Source organism: Paenibacillus sp. FSL P2-0136 (genome assembly GCF_037975325.1).
Taxonomy (GTDB): domain Bacteria; phylum Bacillota; class Bacilli; order Paenibacillales; family Paenibacillaceae; genus Paenibacillus_AQ; species Paenibacillus_AQ silagei.
This window is the reverse complement of record NZ_CP150244.1, coordinates 3,200,855-3,218,490: the sequence shown is the minus strand read 5'-3', so window position 1 is coordinate 3,218,490 and position 17,636 is coordinate 3,200,855. Positions and strand designations below refer to the sequence as shown.

General features: G+C 52.9%; 15 protein-coding genes. 3 read left to right on the top strand and 12 right to left on the bottom strand.

The window, feature by feature from the left end:
* Positions 1–39: 39 nt before the first annotated feature.
* Positions 40–1,110, bottom strand: coding sequence for a Gfo/Idh/MocA family oxidoreductase (locus NYE26_RS13470; protein WP_339256445.1), 1,071 nt, complete (start codon positions 1,108–1,110; stop codon positions 40–42).
* A 15-nt stretch (positions 1,111–1,125) separates the two neighbouring features.
* Positions 1,126–2,013, bottom strand: coding sequence for a sugar phosphate isomerase/epimerase (locus tag NYE26_RS13465; protein WP_339256444.1), 888 nt, complete (start codon positions 2,011–2,013; stop codon positions 1,126–1,128).
* A 123-nt stretch (positions 2,014–2,136) separates the two neighbouring features.
* Between NYE26_RS13465 and NYE26_RS13460 the strand changes: the two genes are divergently transcribed.
* The gene (locus tag NYE26_RS13460) at positions 2,137–3,030 is read left to right on the top strand and encodes an AraC family transcriptional regulator (RefSeq protein ID WP_339256442.1); all 894 of its coding nucleotides are present in this window, start codon (positions 2,137–2,139) and stop codon (positions 3,028–3,030) included.
* Positions 3,031–3,400: 370 nt separating this feature from the next.
* On the opposite strand, the gene NYE26_RS13455 is transcribed toward NYE26_RS13460, so the two are convergent.
* The 6 genes from NYE26_RS13455 to NYE26_RS13430 form a co-directional block, all read right to left on the bottom strand.
* Entirely contained in the window at positions 3,401–4,594 is a 1,194-nt protein-coding gene (locus NYE26_RS13455) for an IS256 family transposase (protein ID WP_339249823.1), read from the bottom strand.
* Positions 4,595–4,867: 273 nt separating this feature from the next.
* Positions 4,868–6,028, bottom strand: coding sequence for a Gfo/Idh/MocA family oxidoreductase (locus tag NYE26_RS13450; RefSeq protein ID WP_339256440.1), 1,161 nt, complete (start codon positions 6,026–6,028; stop codon positions 4,868–4,870).
* Positions 6,029–6,213: 185 nt separating this feature from the next.
* Positions 6,214–7,422, bottom strand: a complete 1,209-nt coding sequence (locus tag NYE26_RS13445; RefSeq protein WP_339256439.1) for an L-serine ammonia-lyase, iron-sulfur-dependent, subunit alpha — start codon at positions 7,420–7,422, stop codon at positions 6,214–6,216.
* A gap of 32 nt (positions 7,423–7,454) precedes the next feature.
* Positions 7,455–8,288 (bottom strand): enoyl-CoA hydratase/isomerase family protein, encoded by an 834-nt coding sequence (locus NYE26_RS13440; protein ID WP_339256437.1) that lies wholly within the window; start codon positions 8,286–8,288, stop codon positions 7,455–7,457.
* Positions 8,278–9,117, bottom strand: a complete 840-nt coding sequence (locus tag NYE26_RS13435) for an enoyl-CoA hydratase/isomerase family protein (RefSeq protein ID WP_339256435.1) — start codon at positions 9,115–9,117, stop codon at positions 8,278–8,280. Before NYE26_RS13435 ends, NYE26_RS13440 begins: the two co-directional genes overlap by 11 nt.
* A gap of 29 nt (positions 9,118–9,146) precedes the next feature.
* Positions 9,147–10,373 (bottom strand): M20 family metallopeptidase, encoded by a 1,227-nt coding sequence (locus NYE26_RS13430; protein ID WP_339257473.1) that lies wholly within the window; start codon positions 10,371–10,373, stop codon positions 9,147–9,149.
* A 224-nt stretch (positions 10,374–10,597) separates the two neighbouring features.
* Here NYE26_RS13430 and NYE26_RS13425 point away from each other — a divergent pair, with 224 nt between their 5' ends.
* Complete coding sequence (locus tag NYE26_RS13425; RefSeq protein ID WP_339256433.1) at positions 10,598–11,911, top strand: transcriptional regulator; 1,314 nt, start codon at positions 10,598–10,600, stop codon at positions 11,909–11,911.
* A gap of 74 nt (positions 11,912–11,985) precedes the next feature.
* On the opposite strand, the gene NYE26_RS13420 is transcribed toward NYE26_RS13425, so the two are convergent.
* The gene (locus NYE26_RS13420) at positions 11,986–12,867 is read right to left on the bottom strand and encodes a LysR family transcriptional regulator (protein ID WP_076077906.1); all 882 of its coding nucleotides are present in this window, start codon (positions 12,865–12,867) and stop codon (positions 11,986–11,988) included.
* A gap of 120 nt (positions 12,868–12,987) precedes the next feature.
* Here NYE26_RS13420 and NYE26_RS13415 point away from each other — a divergent pair, with 120 nt between their 5' ends.
* A complete protein-coding gene (locus NYE26_RS13415; RefSeq protein WP_339256431.1) occupies positions 12,988–13,887 on the top strand; it encodes a DMT family transporter in 900 nt (299 codons plus the stop codon).
* Between the two features lie 533 nt (positions 13,888–14,420).
* Here the strand turns inward: NYE26_RS13415 and NYE26_RS13410 are convergent.
* The 3 genes from NYE26_RS13410 to NYE26_RS13400 form a co-directional block, all read right to left on the bottom strand.
* A complete protein-coding gene (locus tag NYE26_RS13410; RefSeq protein WP_036728772.1) occupies positions 14,421–15,908 on the bottom strand; it encodes a DHA2 family efflux MFS transporter permease subunit in 1,488 nt (495 codons plus the stop codon).
* 42 nt (positions 15,909–15,950) lie between these two features.
* Complete coding sequence (locus NYE26_RS13405; protein WP_339256428.1) at positions 15,951–16,565, bottom strand: TetR/AcrR family transcriptional regulator; 615 nt, start codon at positions 16,563–16,565, stop codon at positions 15,951–15,953.
* 204 nt (positions 16,566–16,769) lie between these two features.
* Entirely contained in the window at positions 16,770–17,546 is a 777-nt protein-coding gene (locus NYE26_RS13400) for a stalk domain-containing protein (protein WP_339256426.1), read from the bottom strand.
* Positions 17,547–17,636 lie beyond the last annotated feature (90 nt).

The window sequence follows — 17,636 nt, the reverse complement described above, 5'->3', positions numbered from 1 at the left end:
CCTTTTTGCATTCCATTTTGCTTCTTCTGCTAAAATCCCCTACCCCTTACTCCCCGCCAGCTCAGCGCCCTCTATGAATTCGGCAATACTAAGCTTGCGGCCAGTCCGCGCACTCTCCAGAGCGCCCAGCACCATGGCCATGCTGTAGCGGTTATCGCGGCAATCTGTCTCGGCGGGACGGCCCTCGGCCAGCGAACGGAACATTTCATCGAGACAGCCCTGATGGAAAGTCTCCTCCATCTGTACCTCCGGCGCTTCCACCCGCTCGAATTCATGGAGGAACTGGCCGGAGTGTTCACTCCCGGCACTAATCACCTCGGCATATGGCAGATCCCGGCCATCCCAGATCGCAGCACCCTTTTCACCTTGAACCCGCCAAGAAGCTTCCCAGGACGTAGGCGCACCTTCCGCACACCATGAGCCTTGATAGCAGAACACGGAGCCGTCCGACATTTCAAAAATACAGACCGCCGCCGCATTCCCTGCATACCACGATCCCGGCGGATTGAACTCCTGGCAATACACACTTACCGGATTAGCGCCGCTGATATAGCGGGCCTGATCGAAGGTGTGGATCGCCATATCCAGCAGCAAAGGGCTGTCCATCGCATCCCGGAAGCCGCCGAAATGCGGAGCCAGAAAGAAATTCGCGCTGATTGAGCCTGTCCGCCCTATAGCCCCTGAAGTGATCAGCTCCCGCAAAGAGCGGATGCGCGGATCATACCGGCGGTTCTGCATCACCGCATGGCTCCTGCCGGTACGTTCAGCGATGCTAACGATCGAATTGCACTGCTCCATCGTCTCCGCCAGCGGCTTTTCCGCGAACACATGGCAACCAGCCTCAAGCGCACTGCTGGCAATATTGTAATGGCTGGCCGGCACCGTCACATCAAATACCAGATTAGCCGCTGTATCCGCAATTGCCTGCTCCACTTCAGTAAATACCGGGCAAGTAAGCCCGTGCTTCTCTGCCATGGCCTGAGCGGACTCCCGCCGGATATCCACGAGCGCTACAATCTCTATTTCATCAGTATGCTTCAGTGCATAGGTAATCCACTCATTAGCCATTGCCCCGCAGCCCGCCACAACCACACGATGTCCTGCTGTCATCACTCTTTCCTCCAGTTACACCGGGTTCGGGATGAAGCTGCCGCCCCGGCAGGTTTTGAGATAATTCAGTGCATGAACCTGACCGGTCATCTCCAGATCGTCACGATAGACAGGGTCATGCCAGCCTTCAATATCAATCGTGCCCTTGTATCCAGCTTGACGGAGAATCGAGATCACATCTGTCCAGTTCGTATCCCCGAAGCCCGGCGTCCGGTGCCATACATACGGCTTAGGCCCGTGGATTCCGTATTCCTTAATAATATCCCAAGCGATAGTTGCGTCTTTGCCGTGGACATGGAAAATCTTGTCCGTCCATTTGCGCAGCTGCGGGATCGGGTCAATCAGCTGCACCATCTGGTGGCAGGGCTCCCATTCCAGGCCGAGATTATCGGCATTGACCGCGTTGAACATTTTCTCCCAGGCTGTAGGGTTATGCGCAATATTCCAGTCCCCTGCCTGCCAGTTCCCATCCATCGAGCAATTCTCAAAAGCGATCTTGACTCCGCGCTCCGCCGCCCGCTTCGACAGCTCACCGAACACCTCAGCGAACTTCGGAATCGACTCATCTATAGATACGCCGGGCAGACGTCCGGTGAAGCCGGAGACCAGGTCCGTCCCGAACAAATGGGCATGGTCGATCAGCCGTTCCCAGCTGGCCACCGTATCCGCATTGTCGCCTGTTCCTGTAAGCGGATTCCCGAATATGCCGATTGAAGAAATTGTGAAATCATGCTCTGCAGCCAGTTCACGCACCCGTGACGCTGTTTCTGCCAAATCAGTAGTTCCTGTAGTCTGCCAAAAGGTTAAGCTGAAGGATTCGAAGCCATGTCCAATAATCTGCGGAATGACTTTGACTGCATCCCCGCCCCCAACCAATGTTCCAATTCTTAATGTATCCTGCATCTTGTATGCCACTCCAATATTGGTTTATAGTTAATGCAACATTCCTAGTATATCGCTCATATTGGGCAAAATCTCTACTTATCTTGTGCTAAACTAGCTGAATCTTGCGGGAGTTGAATAAAGATGACCTATCCGAAGGAACTCAAGGAATATCCAAGGCTGGAAGAGAAAACGTATCCGTTCCGTCTGTTCTTCAACACCTGCCGGGAGGTGTCGCCTGAACAGAATATCCTGTTTCTGCACTGGCATGAGCATTTCGAGATCATCATTATGCGCGAAGGACACGCCATTTTTCATGTGGACAGCAAGCCTTATGAGGCCGGGCCGGGGGATGTCCTGATGGTGCCGTCCGGAGGGCTTCATGTCGGCTATAGCAAGTGCAGCGGTGACCTGTCATATGTCTCGATTGTATTCCATGCCTCGCTGTTCAAGGACCGGAACCAGGATTCCCAGCATGAGCAATTTGTTGCTCCGTACCTCAATAATCTGAATCAGTTCCCGGTTATGCCTGCCGCCCAGCAGCCTGAATGCGCCGCGTATTATCATTTGCTGGAGCGGGTGATTGCCGAAGTGGAGGCGAAGCAGCCGGCTTTTCAGCTTGTGGTAAAGAATCAGCTGCACCTGTTCTTCACCCTGATGTCCCGGGCCTTCCCGGCCCGGCAGCGCAGCGAGCGGGAGCACAGTGAACGCCATTCAATCCACCGGGAGCGCTTCAAGCCGCTGCTGGAACACCTGGAGAACCACACAGATCAGAAGATGTCGATTGAGGCTGCTGCCAGGTTCGTGAATCTGAACCCTTTTCATTTCTGCAAAACCTTCAAAAAGCTCACCGGGCGGACGTTCATCGACTATGTGAATTTCTGCAGAATGGATGAGGCGCAGCGGCTGTTGCTGGAGACCAATCTGACGATTACCGAGATCTCAGGCCGGGTCGGCTGCGACAATCCGAATTACTTCACCAAGCTGTACAAGCAGTACAAGGGTCTAACCCCTTCCCAGGCACGGAAACAAGAGTAAATCCAAGTGTGTGCTCCGGCCGACCATTAGGCTCACGTGGCGCGCGCAGTCCAAATGTGGTCGGTTTTCCGACTACATTTGACCTGCACACCGCTCCCGGTCCAATTGTGGTCGGTTTTCCGACTACATTTGGCCCGCACACCACGCACAGTCCAATTGTGGTCGGTTTTCCGACTACATTTGGCCTGCACACCGCTCACAGTCCAATTGTGATCGGTTTTCCGACTACATTTGGACCGCACGCCACTCACAGTGGTAGCGTCAAGAAGTTTGTGTAAAAGAGTAGAAGTGCCTCCCCCGGGTTACGGGTTGGGATGTAGTGTTTCTGGGGGGAGGGGGAACCCCGACTCCCAGAAACTGGATTTCTCTGTTACGCCTCTTCCGGTGTGGGCAAAGAGGGGTAGCGTGTTTCGAATAGCTCTTTTAGCTTCTTTTTAACGGCATCCACTCCAAAGCCTTGGGCGACCCGCCCTGCATGACGTTCATTGTATTCCAGCATCTCCAGGTACACGATTTTCTCTGCGGCATCCATGTTTGTCAGACTGTTCATCGGTTTCAGACGCTTGCGGATTTCCTTGTTCATCCGCTCGATGGGGTTCGACGTGTAGATCGCTTTACGGATCGACAGCGGATAGTTGTAGAACGTCAGGAGTGTGGATAACTGTTCCTCCCAGGACCTCATTTCCTTCGGATACAGCTTGTTCCACTTCGCTTTGACCGTATCAAAGTTAGCCCGGGCGACCACTTCATCCGGTGCCGTATATACGGTTTTCAACGCCTCCATGACATCGGTTTTGTGCTCCACCCGAATTTTATGAAACGTGGCCCGCACTTTGTGCACTACGCAATGCTGTACATCCGCCTGAGGATAGGTCTCTTTAAACGCCGCATCCAGTCCCGGTAGCCCGTCAAACACACCCAGCAGGACTTCCTGCGCTCCGCGGTCGTACAGGTCTTTGAGTACCTCCCGCCAGCCATTCGAACTCTCTTGGCCACCCACGTAGAACCCGAGAATTTGACGCTGGCCCTCCTCGTCAATTCCCATCGCAAAGTAGACCACTTCACCACGAACCGTGCCCCGTTTCAGCTTCACGTACAGCCCATCTAAATAGATGACGGAGTACCGTTTGCTCAGTGGCCGTTTCTGCCACTGGTGGATATCGTCTAGCACCGTAGCCGTAATATTGCTGACCGTGGTGGGGGAGTAGTGGCTGCCAAACATACTTTCAATGAACCGGGCCACATCCCGCGTACCCATGCCCGATTTATACATTTGGATGACGGCCTCTTCTAACCATCCGTCCCGCCGCTGGTACGGCTCAAACAACTGCGTCTGGAAAAGGCTTTGGCGGTCCCGGGGCACCTGAAGATCCTCGATATGGCCGTATTTCGTGTGTAAGTCTCGCGTATAGTAGCCATTGCGACTATTGCTGGCGCCGGCTTCTTCACTCTCCATAAACCCCTGGATTTCGGCGCGCAACAGGCGTTCCATGTTGTCTTTCACAAAATCTTTAACAAGTTTTTCAAATAGATTATTCAGCGAACTTTCGGGTAAAATATTCATTGGTAGGGTTCCTCCTTGGTGGTTTCGCAATCCCGAGGATACCCTACTTTTTTGGTGCCTGACTAGGCTCCAAATCTTGGTACACAACTTACTTTACGCCATCCTCACAGTCCAATTGTGGTCGGTATTCCGACTACATTTGGCCCGCACGCCACTCACCGTCCAATTGTGGTCGGTTTTTCACACACATCCGGCTAACGCCCCATCGCCTCCCTGACATTCAAAAAAACACCGCAGGCCATCAAGCAGCCGGCGGTGTTTCCCTGTCTTCCCTTACATCTCTGATATCTGCACCCAGCGCCGCTGTTCAATCGAACGCTCGACCGCTTCAAGCACCGCCTGGCATTTCACGCCATCATTGAAGTTCGGCTCCGGCTGACGGCCTTCCTCAATGGCATTCGACAGCTCCAGCATCTCATGGATGAAGGTATGCTCGAACCCGATGGTGTGGCCCGGTGGCCACCAGGCCTCCGCATAGTCATGGGACGGATCGGTGGCTAGTACCCGGCGGAAGCCCTGCACATCCTCGTCATCCGAGGTCAGATACACCTCCAGCTCATTCATCCGCTCGAAGTCGAACTTCACACTGCCCAGACTGCCGTTGATCTCGAAGGAATTGGTCGAGCGGTGTCCGGCTGCGAAGCGTGTCGCCTCGAAGCTGCCCAGCGCACCGCTGCTGAAGCGGGCCAGGAACAGCGTTGCATCATCCACGGTTACCGGACCGCGCGGCGCATCCTTGCCTGCCTTGGCACTCAGACCAGTCATCTCCGTTGCCAGCGGCCGCTCCTTGACGAAGGTCTCGCTCATCCCGATAACCTCCTCCACATCCCCTACGAGGAAATGGGCCAGGTCAATCAGATGCGCCCCCAGATCACCATGCGATCCCGAGCCTGCAATCTCCTTCTGCAACCTCCAGACCAGCGGGAACTCAGGGTCCAGAATCCAGTCCTGCAGGAACCACGCGCGGAAGTGATAGATTGTGCCCAGCCGGCCGCTCTCGATCAGACGTTTCGCCAGCCGCACCGCCGGGGAGAAACGGTAGTTGAAGCCAATCATATGCGCAATTCCAGCCTTTTCAGCAGCCTCCAGCATCTCGCGGGAATCCTCCAGATTCAGCGCCAGCGGCTTCTCGCAGAAGATATGCTTGCCTGCGGCCGCAGCCGCCAGTGCAATCTCTTTATGGGCATTGCTTGGCGCATTAATATCGACCAGATCAATATCGCTGCGTGCGATCAGCTCCTTCCAGTCAGTCACACTCTCCGACCAGCCAAGCTGTGCTGCCGCCTCTGTAACTGCTTCCTCATTGCGTCCGCAGATGACCGACATATGCGGCTTAACTGCCTTGGGGAAGAACATCGGCAGACTGCGGTAAGCGTTGCTGTGGGCCTTGCCCATGAATTTATAACCTATCATTCCAATGCGTAGCTGTTTCATTTGGTGCCTCCTCACTGAATAGACTACTCGATGTACACGCATACATTTTCTCATTCAGGCCGCGCTTAAGTCAAATCCCTTCTTCCCGGACGTTTAGATCTGGCTTACATAACCACAATTAAAAACGCCCCTATTGCCAACCGGCAGCAAGGGACGTTCCTCGTATATAGCGATATCATTATCAGTTAACTGCCCATGTTGTAGAACTTAGCAAGCCCGCCTTCCGAAGTTTCACGGTACCTGCTGTTCATATCCAGGCCAGTTTCGTACATAGTCTGAACAACCAGATCAAAGGATATTTTACGGGTACCGGACAAGAACTTTGCCAGACTCAGCGCATGGATTGCCCGCATCGCACCGACCGCATTCCGCTCAATGCAAGGGATCTGAACCAGTCCGTTAATCGGATCACAGGTTAACCCCAAGTGGTGCTCCATGGCCACCTCCGCCGCATACTCAATCTGGTCGATCTCCATCCCGGACAGTTCAGCCAGTGCAGCCGCTGCCATAGAGCAAGCCGTGCCCACCTCCGCCTGGCAGCCGCACTGAGCGCCGCTGATCGAGGCGTTATGCTTGACCAGATTGCCAATGAGCCCGCCGACGGCCAGCGCCCGGAGAATCCGTTCGTCCGGGACCAGCAGCTTCTCCTGCATATAACGGAGCGAGGCGGGTACAACACCGCAGGCCCCGCAGGTTGGAGCCGTTACGACTGTACCGGCAGCCGCATTCTGTTCATTGACGGCAAAAGCGTACGCGCTGACGATCCGGTTCTCCCGCGTCTCCGGGCTCTCATCCACAGTCCCCTGATGATACAGATATTTCGCCTTGCGCTCGACATTCAGGCCGCCCTCCAGAATACCTGTGACAGACAGTCCTTCGTCGATCGACCGCTTCATCGCTTCCCAGATGCCTTGGAGGAACTCCCAGATCTGTAGGCCTTCACGCTGCTCGACATAATCGCTTAGGCGGATATGCTTCGCTTTACAATAGGCACTGATCTCGGCAAAGCTGTTCTCCGGGTAGACATCAGGTCCCCGCGTCTCCTCCCGCCCATCAATCACGATCTCCCCGCCGCCGATACTGGCAACACGCATGGAGACTGTTTGCTGACCGTCTTTGTAAGCGAACAAATCCATTGTATTGGGATGAGGCAAATCAAAGTCAGGCTGCGGAACAAATTGAACCTCCGTCCGGACGGGATAGAGTGCCCGAATAATAGCCTTGTCCGTCATATGGCCTTTACCTGTTTTGGCAAGGGAACCATAGATCCGTGCCTTGAACTGGTCTGCGTCTTCATTTTCCGCTTTGAAGATTCCGGCTGCTTTCTCCGGTCCCATGGTATGGGAGCTGGACGGTCCGCTGCCAATCTTAAATAGTTCAGTCAACGATCTCATAGCACCCTTATCCCTTCTCAGTTGTCTTTGGCTTAAGCTCTTCTCTGAAAACGTTCCTTAAGCTTCATCAGCCGCTCATAAATCCCCTCTTCATCAATAGCCATGTCAACCAATTGGTGTGTAAGCTGAAGACCCTGATTCTCTGCCAAAGCTTGTTTCCACGGGTGCGACACAATCGAATGCGTCAGATGTCTTGTAGAGCGGGGTGTCTGCATGATCAGCTCTGCCAGCTCCCATGCCCGTGGAAGAAGCTGTTCACGAGACAATACCTCACTGACCAGACCGAGGTCTAGTGCCTCCTCTGCAGTAATGTTCATCCCCGTGTATGCATAGTATGCCGCTTTCTTGGTTCCAAGTATCCTTTGAAGTGCCAGGACGATTCCATCTCCGGGCGGTACACCGCCCAGATAATGGGCATCGAAAACGGCCGTGTCTTGCGTACAGATGGTAATATCACAGAGCGTTCCCAATTGCCAGTGTGCACCTGTGCCATTGATCGCCCCAATCGTGGGGATGTCGATGCAATGAACCATATTTTCAATCATCCGGAGTGATTCATGGTACATTTCCAGCTTCCGGCGATTCGGCCAATCCATGAATTTCGTATTCCAGACTTCAGGAGTGCCGGTCTGCCACAGCTCTCCTGTCCCTGTAAGAATCATGACCTCATTCTCAGGATCACGGCCAATATCTGACCATACATGACCATATGCGGCTTGGACCGGCCAGTCGAATTGTAAAGATCCCCCGTCAGTGTGCATGCGCACTTCGAGGATGCCGCCGCGGCGGGTCATGAGGAATAAGTCCTTGTACTTCTCCGAGTACTCTTCGAGCCGGGTAGGTCCCGTCATCTTTCTATTGAACATCGTCGCCCATCAGGCGTCCTTGCATTTTCTTCAGCCGCTCCAGCGCTCCTTCTTCATCAATGGCCATATCGTACATCTGGTGGGCAAGCTGGAATCCCTGATCGGCGACCAGAGCCTGCTTCCATGGACGGGAGATAATGGAGTGAGACAGATGTCTTGTTGAACGCGGTGCCTGCATGATCATCTCCGCAAGCTCCCATGCGCGCGGAAGAAGCTTTTCACGGGGCAGCACTTCACTGACGATACCCAGATCCAGTGCGGTCTGACCATTGATATTCTTGCCGGTGTAGGCGTAGTAGGCTGCTTTCTTGAACCCGATCATGCTCTGCAGCGTGAGCAGCATTCCATCTCCTGGAGGCGTGCCTCCCAGATAATGCGGATCGAAAAAGTCCGCGTCTTCCGTACAAATGGTAATATCGCAGAGCGTTGCGAGTTCACAGTGCGTTCCCGGACCGTTTACCGCCCCGATGGTCGGAATGTCAATGCAGAAGATCAGATTTTCAAGCAGTCTCAGCGATTCATGATACTGTTCGAGCTTCTTTTGCTTCGGCCAGTCCATGAATTTCGTATTCCAGACCTCAGGGTCGCCAATCAGCCATTTATCCCCGGTTCCCGTAATAATCATGACTTCGTTCTCAGGGTCACGGCCAATATCTGACCAGGCATGAGACCAGGCGGTATGAGCTTCCCAATTGTGCGTGTACGAACCTCCACCCGTGTGAAGACGCACTTCAAGGATTCCGTCACGGCGGGTCATTAACAGGAATTCCTTGTATTTCTCCGAGTACTCTTCGAATTTGGTGGGTCCAATCATACGTCTCTCTGTCATTGTAATTCCTCCTAAGTTTGGTTTAGAGCTTAACTGTTGCTTTCAAGCCAGTCTCTGGCAAAAGCTGCGTAAGCCGCAGCCCCTCTATGAAGCACCTCATCCGAGAACATCGTCTTAGGATGGTGTACAGGATAGCTATAACCTTCTTCGGCATTGCCTGCGTTAAGAAACACTGTTGTACTTGGCACTGCCTGTGAGACAAAGGCGAAGTCTTCCGAGCCCATTAATTTACCACCGGGTACCAGCTCAGTGATACCGATATAGGAGCCGGCGCCAAAGGTATTTTCAATTGAAGCCTTCATTTGCTCATTAAGTCCGCCATCCGTCTTCACCTCAGGACAACCCCGCGTATAGATCACTTCCACCTTGGCCTGAAAAGTTTCTCCGATCCCTGCGCTAATTTCGCGGATACGGGCTTCCACTTTATCCCGCAAAGCGGCGTTAAATGTGCGTACACTGCCCTTCAATCTGGCCGTATCGGGGATCACGTTGTTCGTAGTTCCGCCCTCCATCACGCCAATGGTAAGCACTGCATTATCAATCGGCGAGATTTCCCGGCTTAGAATACCTTGCAGCGCCAGATGAAGATGAGCTGCTACATTTAAGGGGTCCACTGCGGCCTCGGGCATAGCGCCATGTGAGCCCCTCCCCCGGATGATGATTTCGAACCAATCCGAGGAAGCTGAAATCGTTCCGCCTTCCTCAGGTACTACAAATTGTCCGAGAGGCAGCGGCATTCCGGTCAATACGTGAAGCATCATGGCTGCATCCACCTTGGGATTGTCGAGAATCCCATTTTCCAGCATCATCTGTGCCCCGTGCAGCGTCTCTTCACCCGGCTGGAACATAAGCTTAACTGTCCCGCGAAGCTGCTGTTCGCTCGCCTTCAGAATCTCCGCCGCTCCCAGCAGCATGGAAGTGTGCATGTCATGACCGCAAGCATGCATGTTTCCGCTCAACGATGCGTAAGACAAATCCGTTTCTTCTTGAATCGGCAGCCCGTCCATATCCGCACGGATCAGAACCACCTTCCCTTCATGCTGTCCGCCAATGGTAACTGTCAGCCCAGATTCCCCGACGAGAGTGGGCTTAAGCCCCATCGATTCCAGCGCCTCTTTCACGTAGGCTGTTGTCTTGGGCAAACTTAGATCAAGCTCCGGAACCGCATGAAGATGATGCCTGTTCATGACCATTTTGTCCTGCAGCTGATGAGCCATACTCATTAAGTCTTCAGCTTCTTCACTCACAATGAACATCTCCCAAAGCATAAATTGAATGAACGTAAGAACAGTGCGGGCATTCCCTCCTTTTTATTTTAAGACTTTTTAAGAACACTTTTATCGTACTGGCATTTTCATACCCTGTCAAGAGATATTAAGACATTTTAAGAACATTATTTCAGAGGCTGCCGGAGCATTGTAATATCACATTTATTGTGATATAACTCTTTTGATTGAACTGTTCATGAAAGGAATCTATTATGAAAATCAAGCTGGGTATTATCACGCCAGAGTCCCATATGGATTATTTCCGCGCCATTGAAGAAGAAATGCGGCCCCTATGCCAGTTCCGCTTCCTTACCATCAGCAATTTCCGGGAAACAACGGACATCTATCTCAAAAACCTGGATTCGGTGGATGGATTTGTGATCAGCGGGAGGATTCTTTACGAGGCCATTGACAAGGAATGCCTGGATGACAAGGTACCTGTTCACATTTTGCATGATGATGAGAACCTGCTGTACAGGGAGCTTTTCCGGTTGCTGGTTACAAAACCTGGACTTGATATCTCCCGGATCTATGTGGATTATGCGTATATCATCGAATCTTTCAGCGAATTCCAGCAATACCTGACTCATGAAGGAAAGCCCGTGAACAGCGGAAATCTGCTGGAGCGGGTGGAGACCATGCTGGAGAACCATATCACGCTATGGGAAGACAAGAAAATAGATCTGTCCATCACGGCCTTCGGCCACTTTGTTCCGGAACTCCAGAAGCACGGCGTCAAATATATCTTAATTCGGCCCACTTTGGAGAGCGTTAAAGAAACCATCAGCGAGATCATCAACGAGATTACCATTCTCAAGCTTAAGAACCAGAGGGCAGTGGTTGCGTGCTTATCGGTCCAAAATGAGCAGCACTTCTCCGAAGAGGAGCTTCATGAGCTGAAAGTCCTTGTCGGCAATTTTCTGCGTAGCGTGAATCTGGCAGACACGGCCCAAATCTCAGAAGGCTATGTCAGACTGTACACCACCTTCGGCCATTTCATGAGGATCACCTCTAACGCTCATAACTGTTCCCTGCTGGAGTATCTGGAGGAGCGTATACAGGGCAAGGTAAAGATCGGCTGGGGCTCGGGGCATGAATATTTTCAAGCGAACGTCAACGCCACCAAGGCTCACAGACAGGCGGAAGCCTATACGGGCAGCAGCAGCTTTTTTATAGACGAGAATCAGAAGGTTGCCGGCCCCATGCGGAGCATGAATGTCATCCAGTTCTCCGAGCAGGGGGACCCGGAAATCCTTGCGTTAGCCAACACCATCGGAATCAACAACATCAATTTGCAGAAAATCATGTCCTACGCAGAAATCATGCGAACCAATAAGCTATCCTCTGAGGATGTTGCACAGTGCCTGTCCATGACCGTTAAAGGTGCAAACCGAATTCTTAACAAAATTGAGGAAAGTAAACAAGTACAAACGGTATTTGAAAAAAGGGACAACAGTAAGGGGCGTCCCAAAAAATACTACGAGCTGTTGTTTCTCGACAATGAGGGGCGCAAATTAAGCGAATGATACGCGGATACGTATTGGCAAAAAGGCATGTTTTCTATTTTGAAAACATGCCTTTTTTTCGTTTTTTCAGCAAGTTAAATGGCTCCTTGGCTGGAAGACCAGTGCTGCACATGCTGTAAGAATCGCCGCGTGGCAGGTGAAGCATATTTCATCGAGTTGACTGCGATGCCCAGGGAACGGAAGCTCCGCTCCTCCAGCTCAAGCATGGCTACACGCTCATACTGGAACCGGGTGACCAGCTCTGGAAGGATGCTGATGCCCAGGCCTTTTTCCACCATGGCAATAATGGCGTAATCGTCCCCGGCCGAGAACTTGATGTTCGGCTTAATCCCGGCCTTCTCCAGCACCCGCTGCACATCATAATCTGAGCCGGGCTTCGGAATGATGAAGTCCTCGTAAGCGATCTGGGCCAGCGGCATATAAGGGGCCTTACTCAGCGGATGGCCGAGCGGGAGGATCGCCAGCATCCGGTCCTGCTTCAGCGGAATGACTTCGAACCGCTCCCTTGTCGGCAATGAGAGGAAGCCGCAATCAACCACCCCAGCCTCGATCCACTGCTCAATCTCCAGATAACCACCCTCCATCAGCTTGAACTCAATGTACGGATATTCCTCACGGAACTGCTTGATGATATCCGGCAGCCAATGCACAGAGACACTGGTGAAGGTGCCGATCGTGATCGTCCCCGTCTCCAGGCCGTGAATATCCGTTACCTGCTGCTTAAGCTGCTCATTCCAATTCAGAATCTCCCGGATCGGCTGAAGCACCTGCTCCCCGTTCACCGTCAGCTTCACGCCCGATCGGCTGCGCACGAGCAGCGGGAACCCGAACTCCTGCTCCAGACTGCTGATCGTATGGCTGATGCCGGATTGGGTAAAGCCCAGCGCCTCCGCTGCCTTCGTAAGACTGCCCAGCTCCACCACTTTCAAGAACACCTCGTACTTAATCAGACTCATGTCCAGCCCCCTCACTTAGCATGACAATTCCTCATGTATCCTATGATAAACATTCAGTTACCTTATGTATTCGAGCGTATTATACTATAGTCACTTGAAATAAAGAAGGATGATGACTGGATGAAGCCGCTTAAGGCCGAGCTAATGCTCATTGTAGTAACACTGTTCTGGGGCTCCTCCTACCTGTTCATGAAGCTGGGACTGGGTACACTGGGAGAATTCAATCTGATCGCACTGCGCTTCGGGCTTGCGTTCATCCTGGCGGGGCTGCTGTTCCGCAAACGGCTGCGCAGTGTGGATGCCAGAACCTTGAAATACGGAGCCTTGCTCGGCTTCCTGCTGCTTGGCGTATTCACTTGCATCACCTTCGGGCTGAAGACGACCACGACCTCTAATGCCGGATTCCTGGTTGCGTTGACCGTTGTCTTTGTTCCTATGCTTGAGGTTCTGGTGTTTAGAAAAAAAGTCGCGCCCCCGCAAATCTTCGGCACTGTGCTCGCCATCAGCGGCATCGGGTTGCTTACGCTTAATGGCTCGCTGCAAATCCGGCCCGGTGATCTCCTCTGCATTCTGTCAGCAGTATTCTATGCGGTGCAGATTCTCGTGACTAGCCGGGCGGTTAAGACCTGCGACTCACTGAATATCGGCATTCTACAGCTCGGCTTCGCCGGGGGCTATGCCCTGATTCTATCTGCTATCTTCGAGACGCCTTCGCTACCGTCCACCCTCCCGGGCTGGATCGCGATTCTGGCTCTGGGGATCTTGTGCAGCGCTTGCGGGTTCATCCTGCAGCCGGTTGCCCAGAAGTATACTACACCGACCCGCACTGGTCTGATCTTCGCCCTTGAGCCGGTATTCGCTGCCTTCTTCGGCTACTTGTTCGTACACGAACAGCTTTCGCTCCAGGGCTACACCGGTGCCGCCCTTGTGCTGCTGGGCATTCTGGCCTCTGAGCTGCTGGGCAAGCTGCATATGGTTCCTCCGGCAAGGCTACTGAGGAAGCGGCGGGCGCATCTGTAGCTCTTCTTCTGCTAGATTGAGTGGAAATGGAACAAACATCTTAGACATCCGTCCACTTTTGGGGCATCCTACGAATTCAGGGGCACTAGTGCTCTTCATTTGCTCCTTTCGCCCATATCCCGCGAATTCAGGGGCACTAGTGCTCTTCATTTGCTCCTTTCGCCCACATCCCGCAAATTCAGGGGCACTAGTGCTCTTCATTTGCTCCTTTCGCCCACATCCCGCAAATTCAGGGGCACTATGGACTCTTCATTTGCTCCTTTCGCCCACATCCCGCGAATTCAGGGGCACTAGTGCTCTTCATTCATCTACCTTCAGCCTTGAGCTGGTCCAGCATCCTCCCATGCACCCCCTCACCCGCACATTGTATTCAGTTTTCCACATACATCCGGCTCGCACCCATGGCCCCTCTATATCTCTTATCCCCACCTGAGCGTTCAAAAAGCACAAAAAAAACGTCCCCCTGCCAACCGGCAGTCAGGGACGTTCTTTGTTAGTCTATAACATGTGTCGCCTATAACAGCTATGGCCGATTAATGCCCCATCATCATGGCGGCATCCGTCTGCTGTTCTTCAGGAGAAGGTGCAGCGCCTGCTGTCTTCGGACGGCGCAGAATCAGACTGAGGACCACTCCGGCCACGGCGATGCAGCCCGAGAGGAAGAAGACATCCCCGAAGCCCTGTACGGCAGCGGCAAGCGGATTGCTTCCGGCCGTCATTTTACCCATATGCACCGCAATCTGGCTGGTCAGGTACCCGGTCATGCCGGCAACAGCGAACGATACCACAACCTGCTGGGCAGCGGCGGTAAGCGGGGTAACCCGGTTCACCCATTCACGCGGCGCAGAGTTCAGAACATGGGTGTTGACCGGCATCATCGACAGACCCATTCCCAGGCCCATCATGACCAGAGACAGTATAATAACAGGAAGGCTGGTGTCTACTGTAACTCCTGAGAGCAGGAACAGTGCCGTCGATATAATACTGAGACCTACGAACACTAGCGGACGCGCTCCGATCCGGTCGAACAATCGGCCGCCCAGCGGCATCCCTACTCCGGAAGCCAGCGCCTGCGGAAGCAGGATCAGCCCGGTCTCCAGCGGTGTGTAATTGCGGATCTGCTGGAGGTACAGCGGAACGAACAGCATGGAGCCGAACAATGCCGCCTGTGTGACCCAGGACAGAATAATCCCGCGCGTAAAGTCCGAGGAACGGAAGACGCGCAGCTCCAGCAGCGGATGCTTTTGCAGCAGTTCAACAATGACAAAGACGATCAACGCGGCTCCCCCAACCGACAAGCCTAGGATAGCCCCGGTTGAGGTCCAGCTCTCTCCGCCGCCCTGATTGACGCCATAAGCCAGCATCGAGAACGCGAGCGGAGCCAGAATGATTCCGAGGATATCGAGGTGGGCTCTTCCCTTTTTCTCGGTCACCGGCAAATACTTAAGGCCAAGAATAATACCCACAATACCGATAGGCAGGTTAATCAGGAAAATCCAGTGCCAGCTCACATACTCCACCAGATAACCTGCGAGGATCGGGCCAAGGGCCGGAGCCAGCAGCATTGGAATACCGAGCATCCCCATGATCGAGCCTCTGCGTTCTGCCGGAGCGAGTCTGAAGACCATCGCCATCCCGATCGGAGCGACCATGCCGCCGCCAAGACCTTGAATGACGCGGAACAAGACAAGCTGCCCCGAAGTCTGAGCTACCGAGCATAACACAGAGCCAAGCACGAACATGGCAATGGTCGTTAGGAATACCTGCTTGGACCCGAACCGGTCGGTCATATAGCCTGCCAGCGGAATTACAGCAGCGAGCGCAAGCGTGTAGCCGGTAATCGCCCATTGAACAGTCTTCAGGTCCGTATCGAAATACTGCACCAGATTCGGAACGGCCACATTGACTGCGGTGCTGTCCAGAATAACCATGATCATGCCGACAATAATCGCCAGCAATGATGGAATTATAGCTCTCAACGAGAACGGCGCCTCTGCGGCGGCGGTGTTACTTGGATTCATAGGTTTTGACATTCTCTTGTCCACTCTTTTCTCTATTCATGATTAGTTATACTTGTGAAAATACAGCTCAAACAACCCATCAATCTGCTCCTCCAGCGGGGCCAGCTTGAAGATCTGCTGAAGATCCTCACGCTCCTTGGGGAGACTGCTCACCATAATCACCGGAAATACAATGGCCCCGTAGATCTGCATCGTCATCGTCATCAGCTTGTCACGGTCCTGCTCTCCGGTAATCTCGGCAAGTGCATCAAGAATCCGTTCAATTCTCATCAGCTTGGAATATTTCGCATATTCATCGTGGGAGCCCATAATATGGTGTCTCTGATCCAGCATCTGCCGGGCCATCCCGGGATAACGGCTAAGATTCATAATGTAACGGGTAAAAAACAGCTTCATGCGCTCCTTCGGCGGCAACGAAGTGTCCTCCAGTGCCTTAAAAGCATCGTCAAAGGTCGCCACGAGCTGCTTCACAGCATCGCCGAACAGCTTCTCCTTGGAGCCATAGTGGTAGTTCACCAGGGCCAGATTGGTCTCAGCTCTTGCCGCGATACTGCGCAGGGTAATGCATTGGAATCCGTCCTCACGGATCAGCGCAACCGTGGCATCGAGGATAAGTTGCTTCGTATCTTTATCTGAAGAATCAGCTTTGTTGCCCAATTTAACCATAATGCAGCTTGTCGCCCTCCTCTGTCACAGAATCTTAATCATTGATCTAATCAACGATTTAAACATTGTTTAATTCGAATTTAAAATTACTCTCTTTCCGGCATTCTGTCAACAGAAAGTTAAAGGGAGAATTCCTGCAGCTATATTTAAGCCGTGGAATTCTCCCTTGGGAGCAGAGTTATGTCTTATGAGAATCTAGGATGGGGCCGGGCCGGCCAATACTTCACTGGCTGCCTGGACCGGCGTTAGAGTTAGCTTGGTGAGCTTGCCTGAAGCGCCCAGTTCCAGAGTCAGTACAGCCTCCGCTTTGGTGAAGGACAATACGCTCACAATCGTGATTACTCCATCCTGCTGTGTGCTGGTGGTCGATTTCACTCCGCGGTAACTGCCCGCCAGCATGTTAATCCCTTCCCAGCTCTGCTGGAGAACCGGAAGAACAGCGGGTTCTGCGTCCTTGGCGTAATACCGCTCCTTCAGTGCCGGATAGTTACCAGCTGCCAGCAGACCTGCTACGGCACTTGCCATTACCTCCCGTGTGTATACTTCAACCTGAGCGGTTTCCGGATTATAAGAAGTAACCAACCCGATCGCTGCAAAAAAAGACAGCGGCGCGTACGCCTTTTTTTGTTTTAACTCAAAGCCGCCTGTAAACGGTACTTTGTTCTTGCCGTCCAGCACAAGCTCCTTACCGGATAATCTGAACTGAACACTCTCTTGGAACCGTTCCAGCAGGAACGTCCCGGTAGCTCCACTGAAGGTGACCTTATATTTGAGGGCCTCTACCGTCTCCCGCAGCGGGAGCATGACGTCCGGTCCGTTGGTATAGGCCGATGTCTCACCCGTCTGCAATTCCTGACCGTTCACGATAATCCTCAAGCTTCCGGCGGCACTAACGTTATTACTGGTCAATACACCTGCTCCTGCTGCAAATAACATTACACTAAGGAATACGGCTACGATTCTTTTGAACAAATCGATCCCACCTTTCCTATATTCGAATATTATGCACGCATGCTTCAGAGATTAACCTTGCCTAATTCATTAACCGTTATATACTGCTTT

Coding starts and splice junctions, on each gene's coding strand:
- NYE26_RS13470 (WP_339256445.1), bottom strand. CDS start 1,110: ATGACAGCAGGACATCGTGTGGTTGTGGCGGGCTGCGGGGCAATGGCT.
- NYE26_RS13465 (WP_339256444.1), bottom strand. CDS start 2,013: ATGCAGGATACATTAAGAATTGGAACATTGGTTGGGGGCGGGGATGCA.
- NYE26_RS13460 (WP_339256442.1), top strand. CDS start 2,137: ATGACCTATCCGAAGGAACTCAAGGAATATCCAAGGCTGGAAGAGAAA.
- NYE26_RS13455 (WP_339249823.1), bottom strand. CDS start 4,594: ATGAATATTTTACCCGAAAGTTCGCTGAATAATCTATTTGAAAAACTT.
- NYE26_RS13450 (WP_339256440.1), bottom strand. CDS start 6,028: ATGAAACAGCTACGCATTGGAATGATAGGTTATAAATTCATGGGCAAG.
- NYE26_RS13445 (WP_339256439.1), bottom strand. CDS start 7,422: ATGAGATCGTTGACTGAACTATTTAAGATTGGCAGCGGACCGTCCAGC.
- NYE26_RS13440 (WP_339256437.1), bottom strand. CDS start 8,288: ATGTTCAATAGAAAGATGACGGGACCTACCCGGCTCGAAGAGTACTCG.
- NYE26_RS13435 (WP_339256435.1), bottom strand. CDS start 9,117: ATGACAGAGAGACGTATGATTGGACCCACCAAATTCGAAGAGTACTCG.
- NYE26_RS13430 (WP_339257473.1), bottom strand. CDS start 10,373: ATGTTCATTGTGAGTGAAGAAGCTGAAGACTTAATGAGTATGGCTCAT.
- NYE26_RS13425 (WP_339256433.1), top strand. CDS start 10,598: ATGAAAATCAAGCTGGGTATTATCACGCCAGAGTCCCATATGGATTAT.
- NYE26_RS13420 (WP_076077906.1), bottom strand. CDS start 12,867: ATGAGTCTGATTAAGTACGAGGTGTTCTTGAAAGTGGTGGAGCTGGGC.
- NYE26_RS13415 (WP_339256431.1), top strand. CDS start 12,988: ATGAAGCCGCTTAAGGCCGAGCTAATGCTCATTGTAGTAACACTGTTC.
- NYE26_RS13410 (WP_036728772.1), bottom strand. CDS start 15,908: ATGAATCCAAGTAACACCGCCGCCGCAGAGGCGCCGTTCTCGTTGAGA.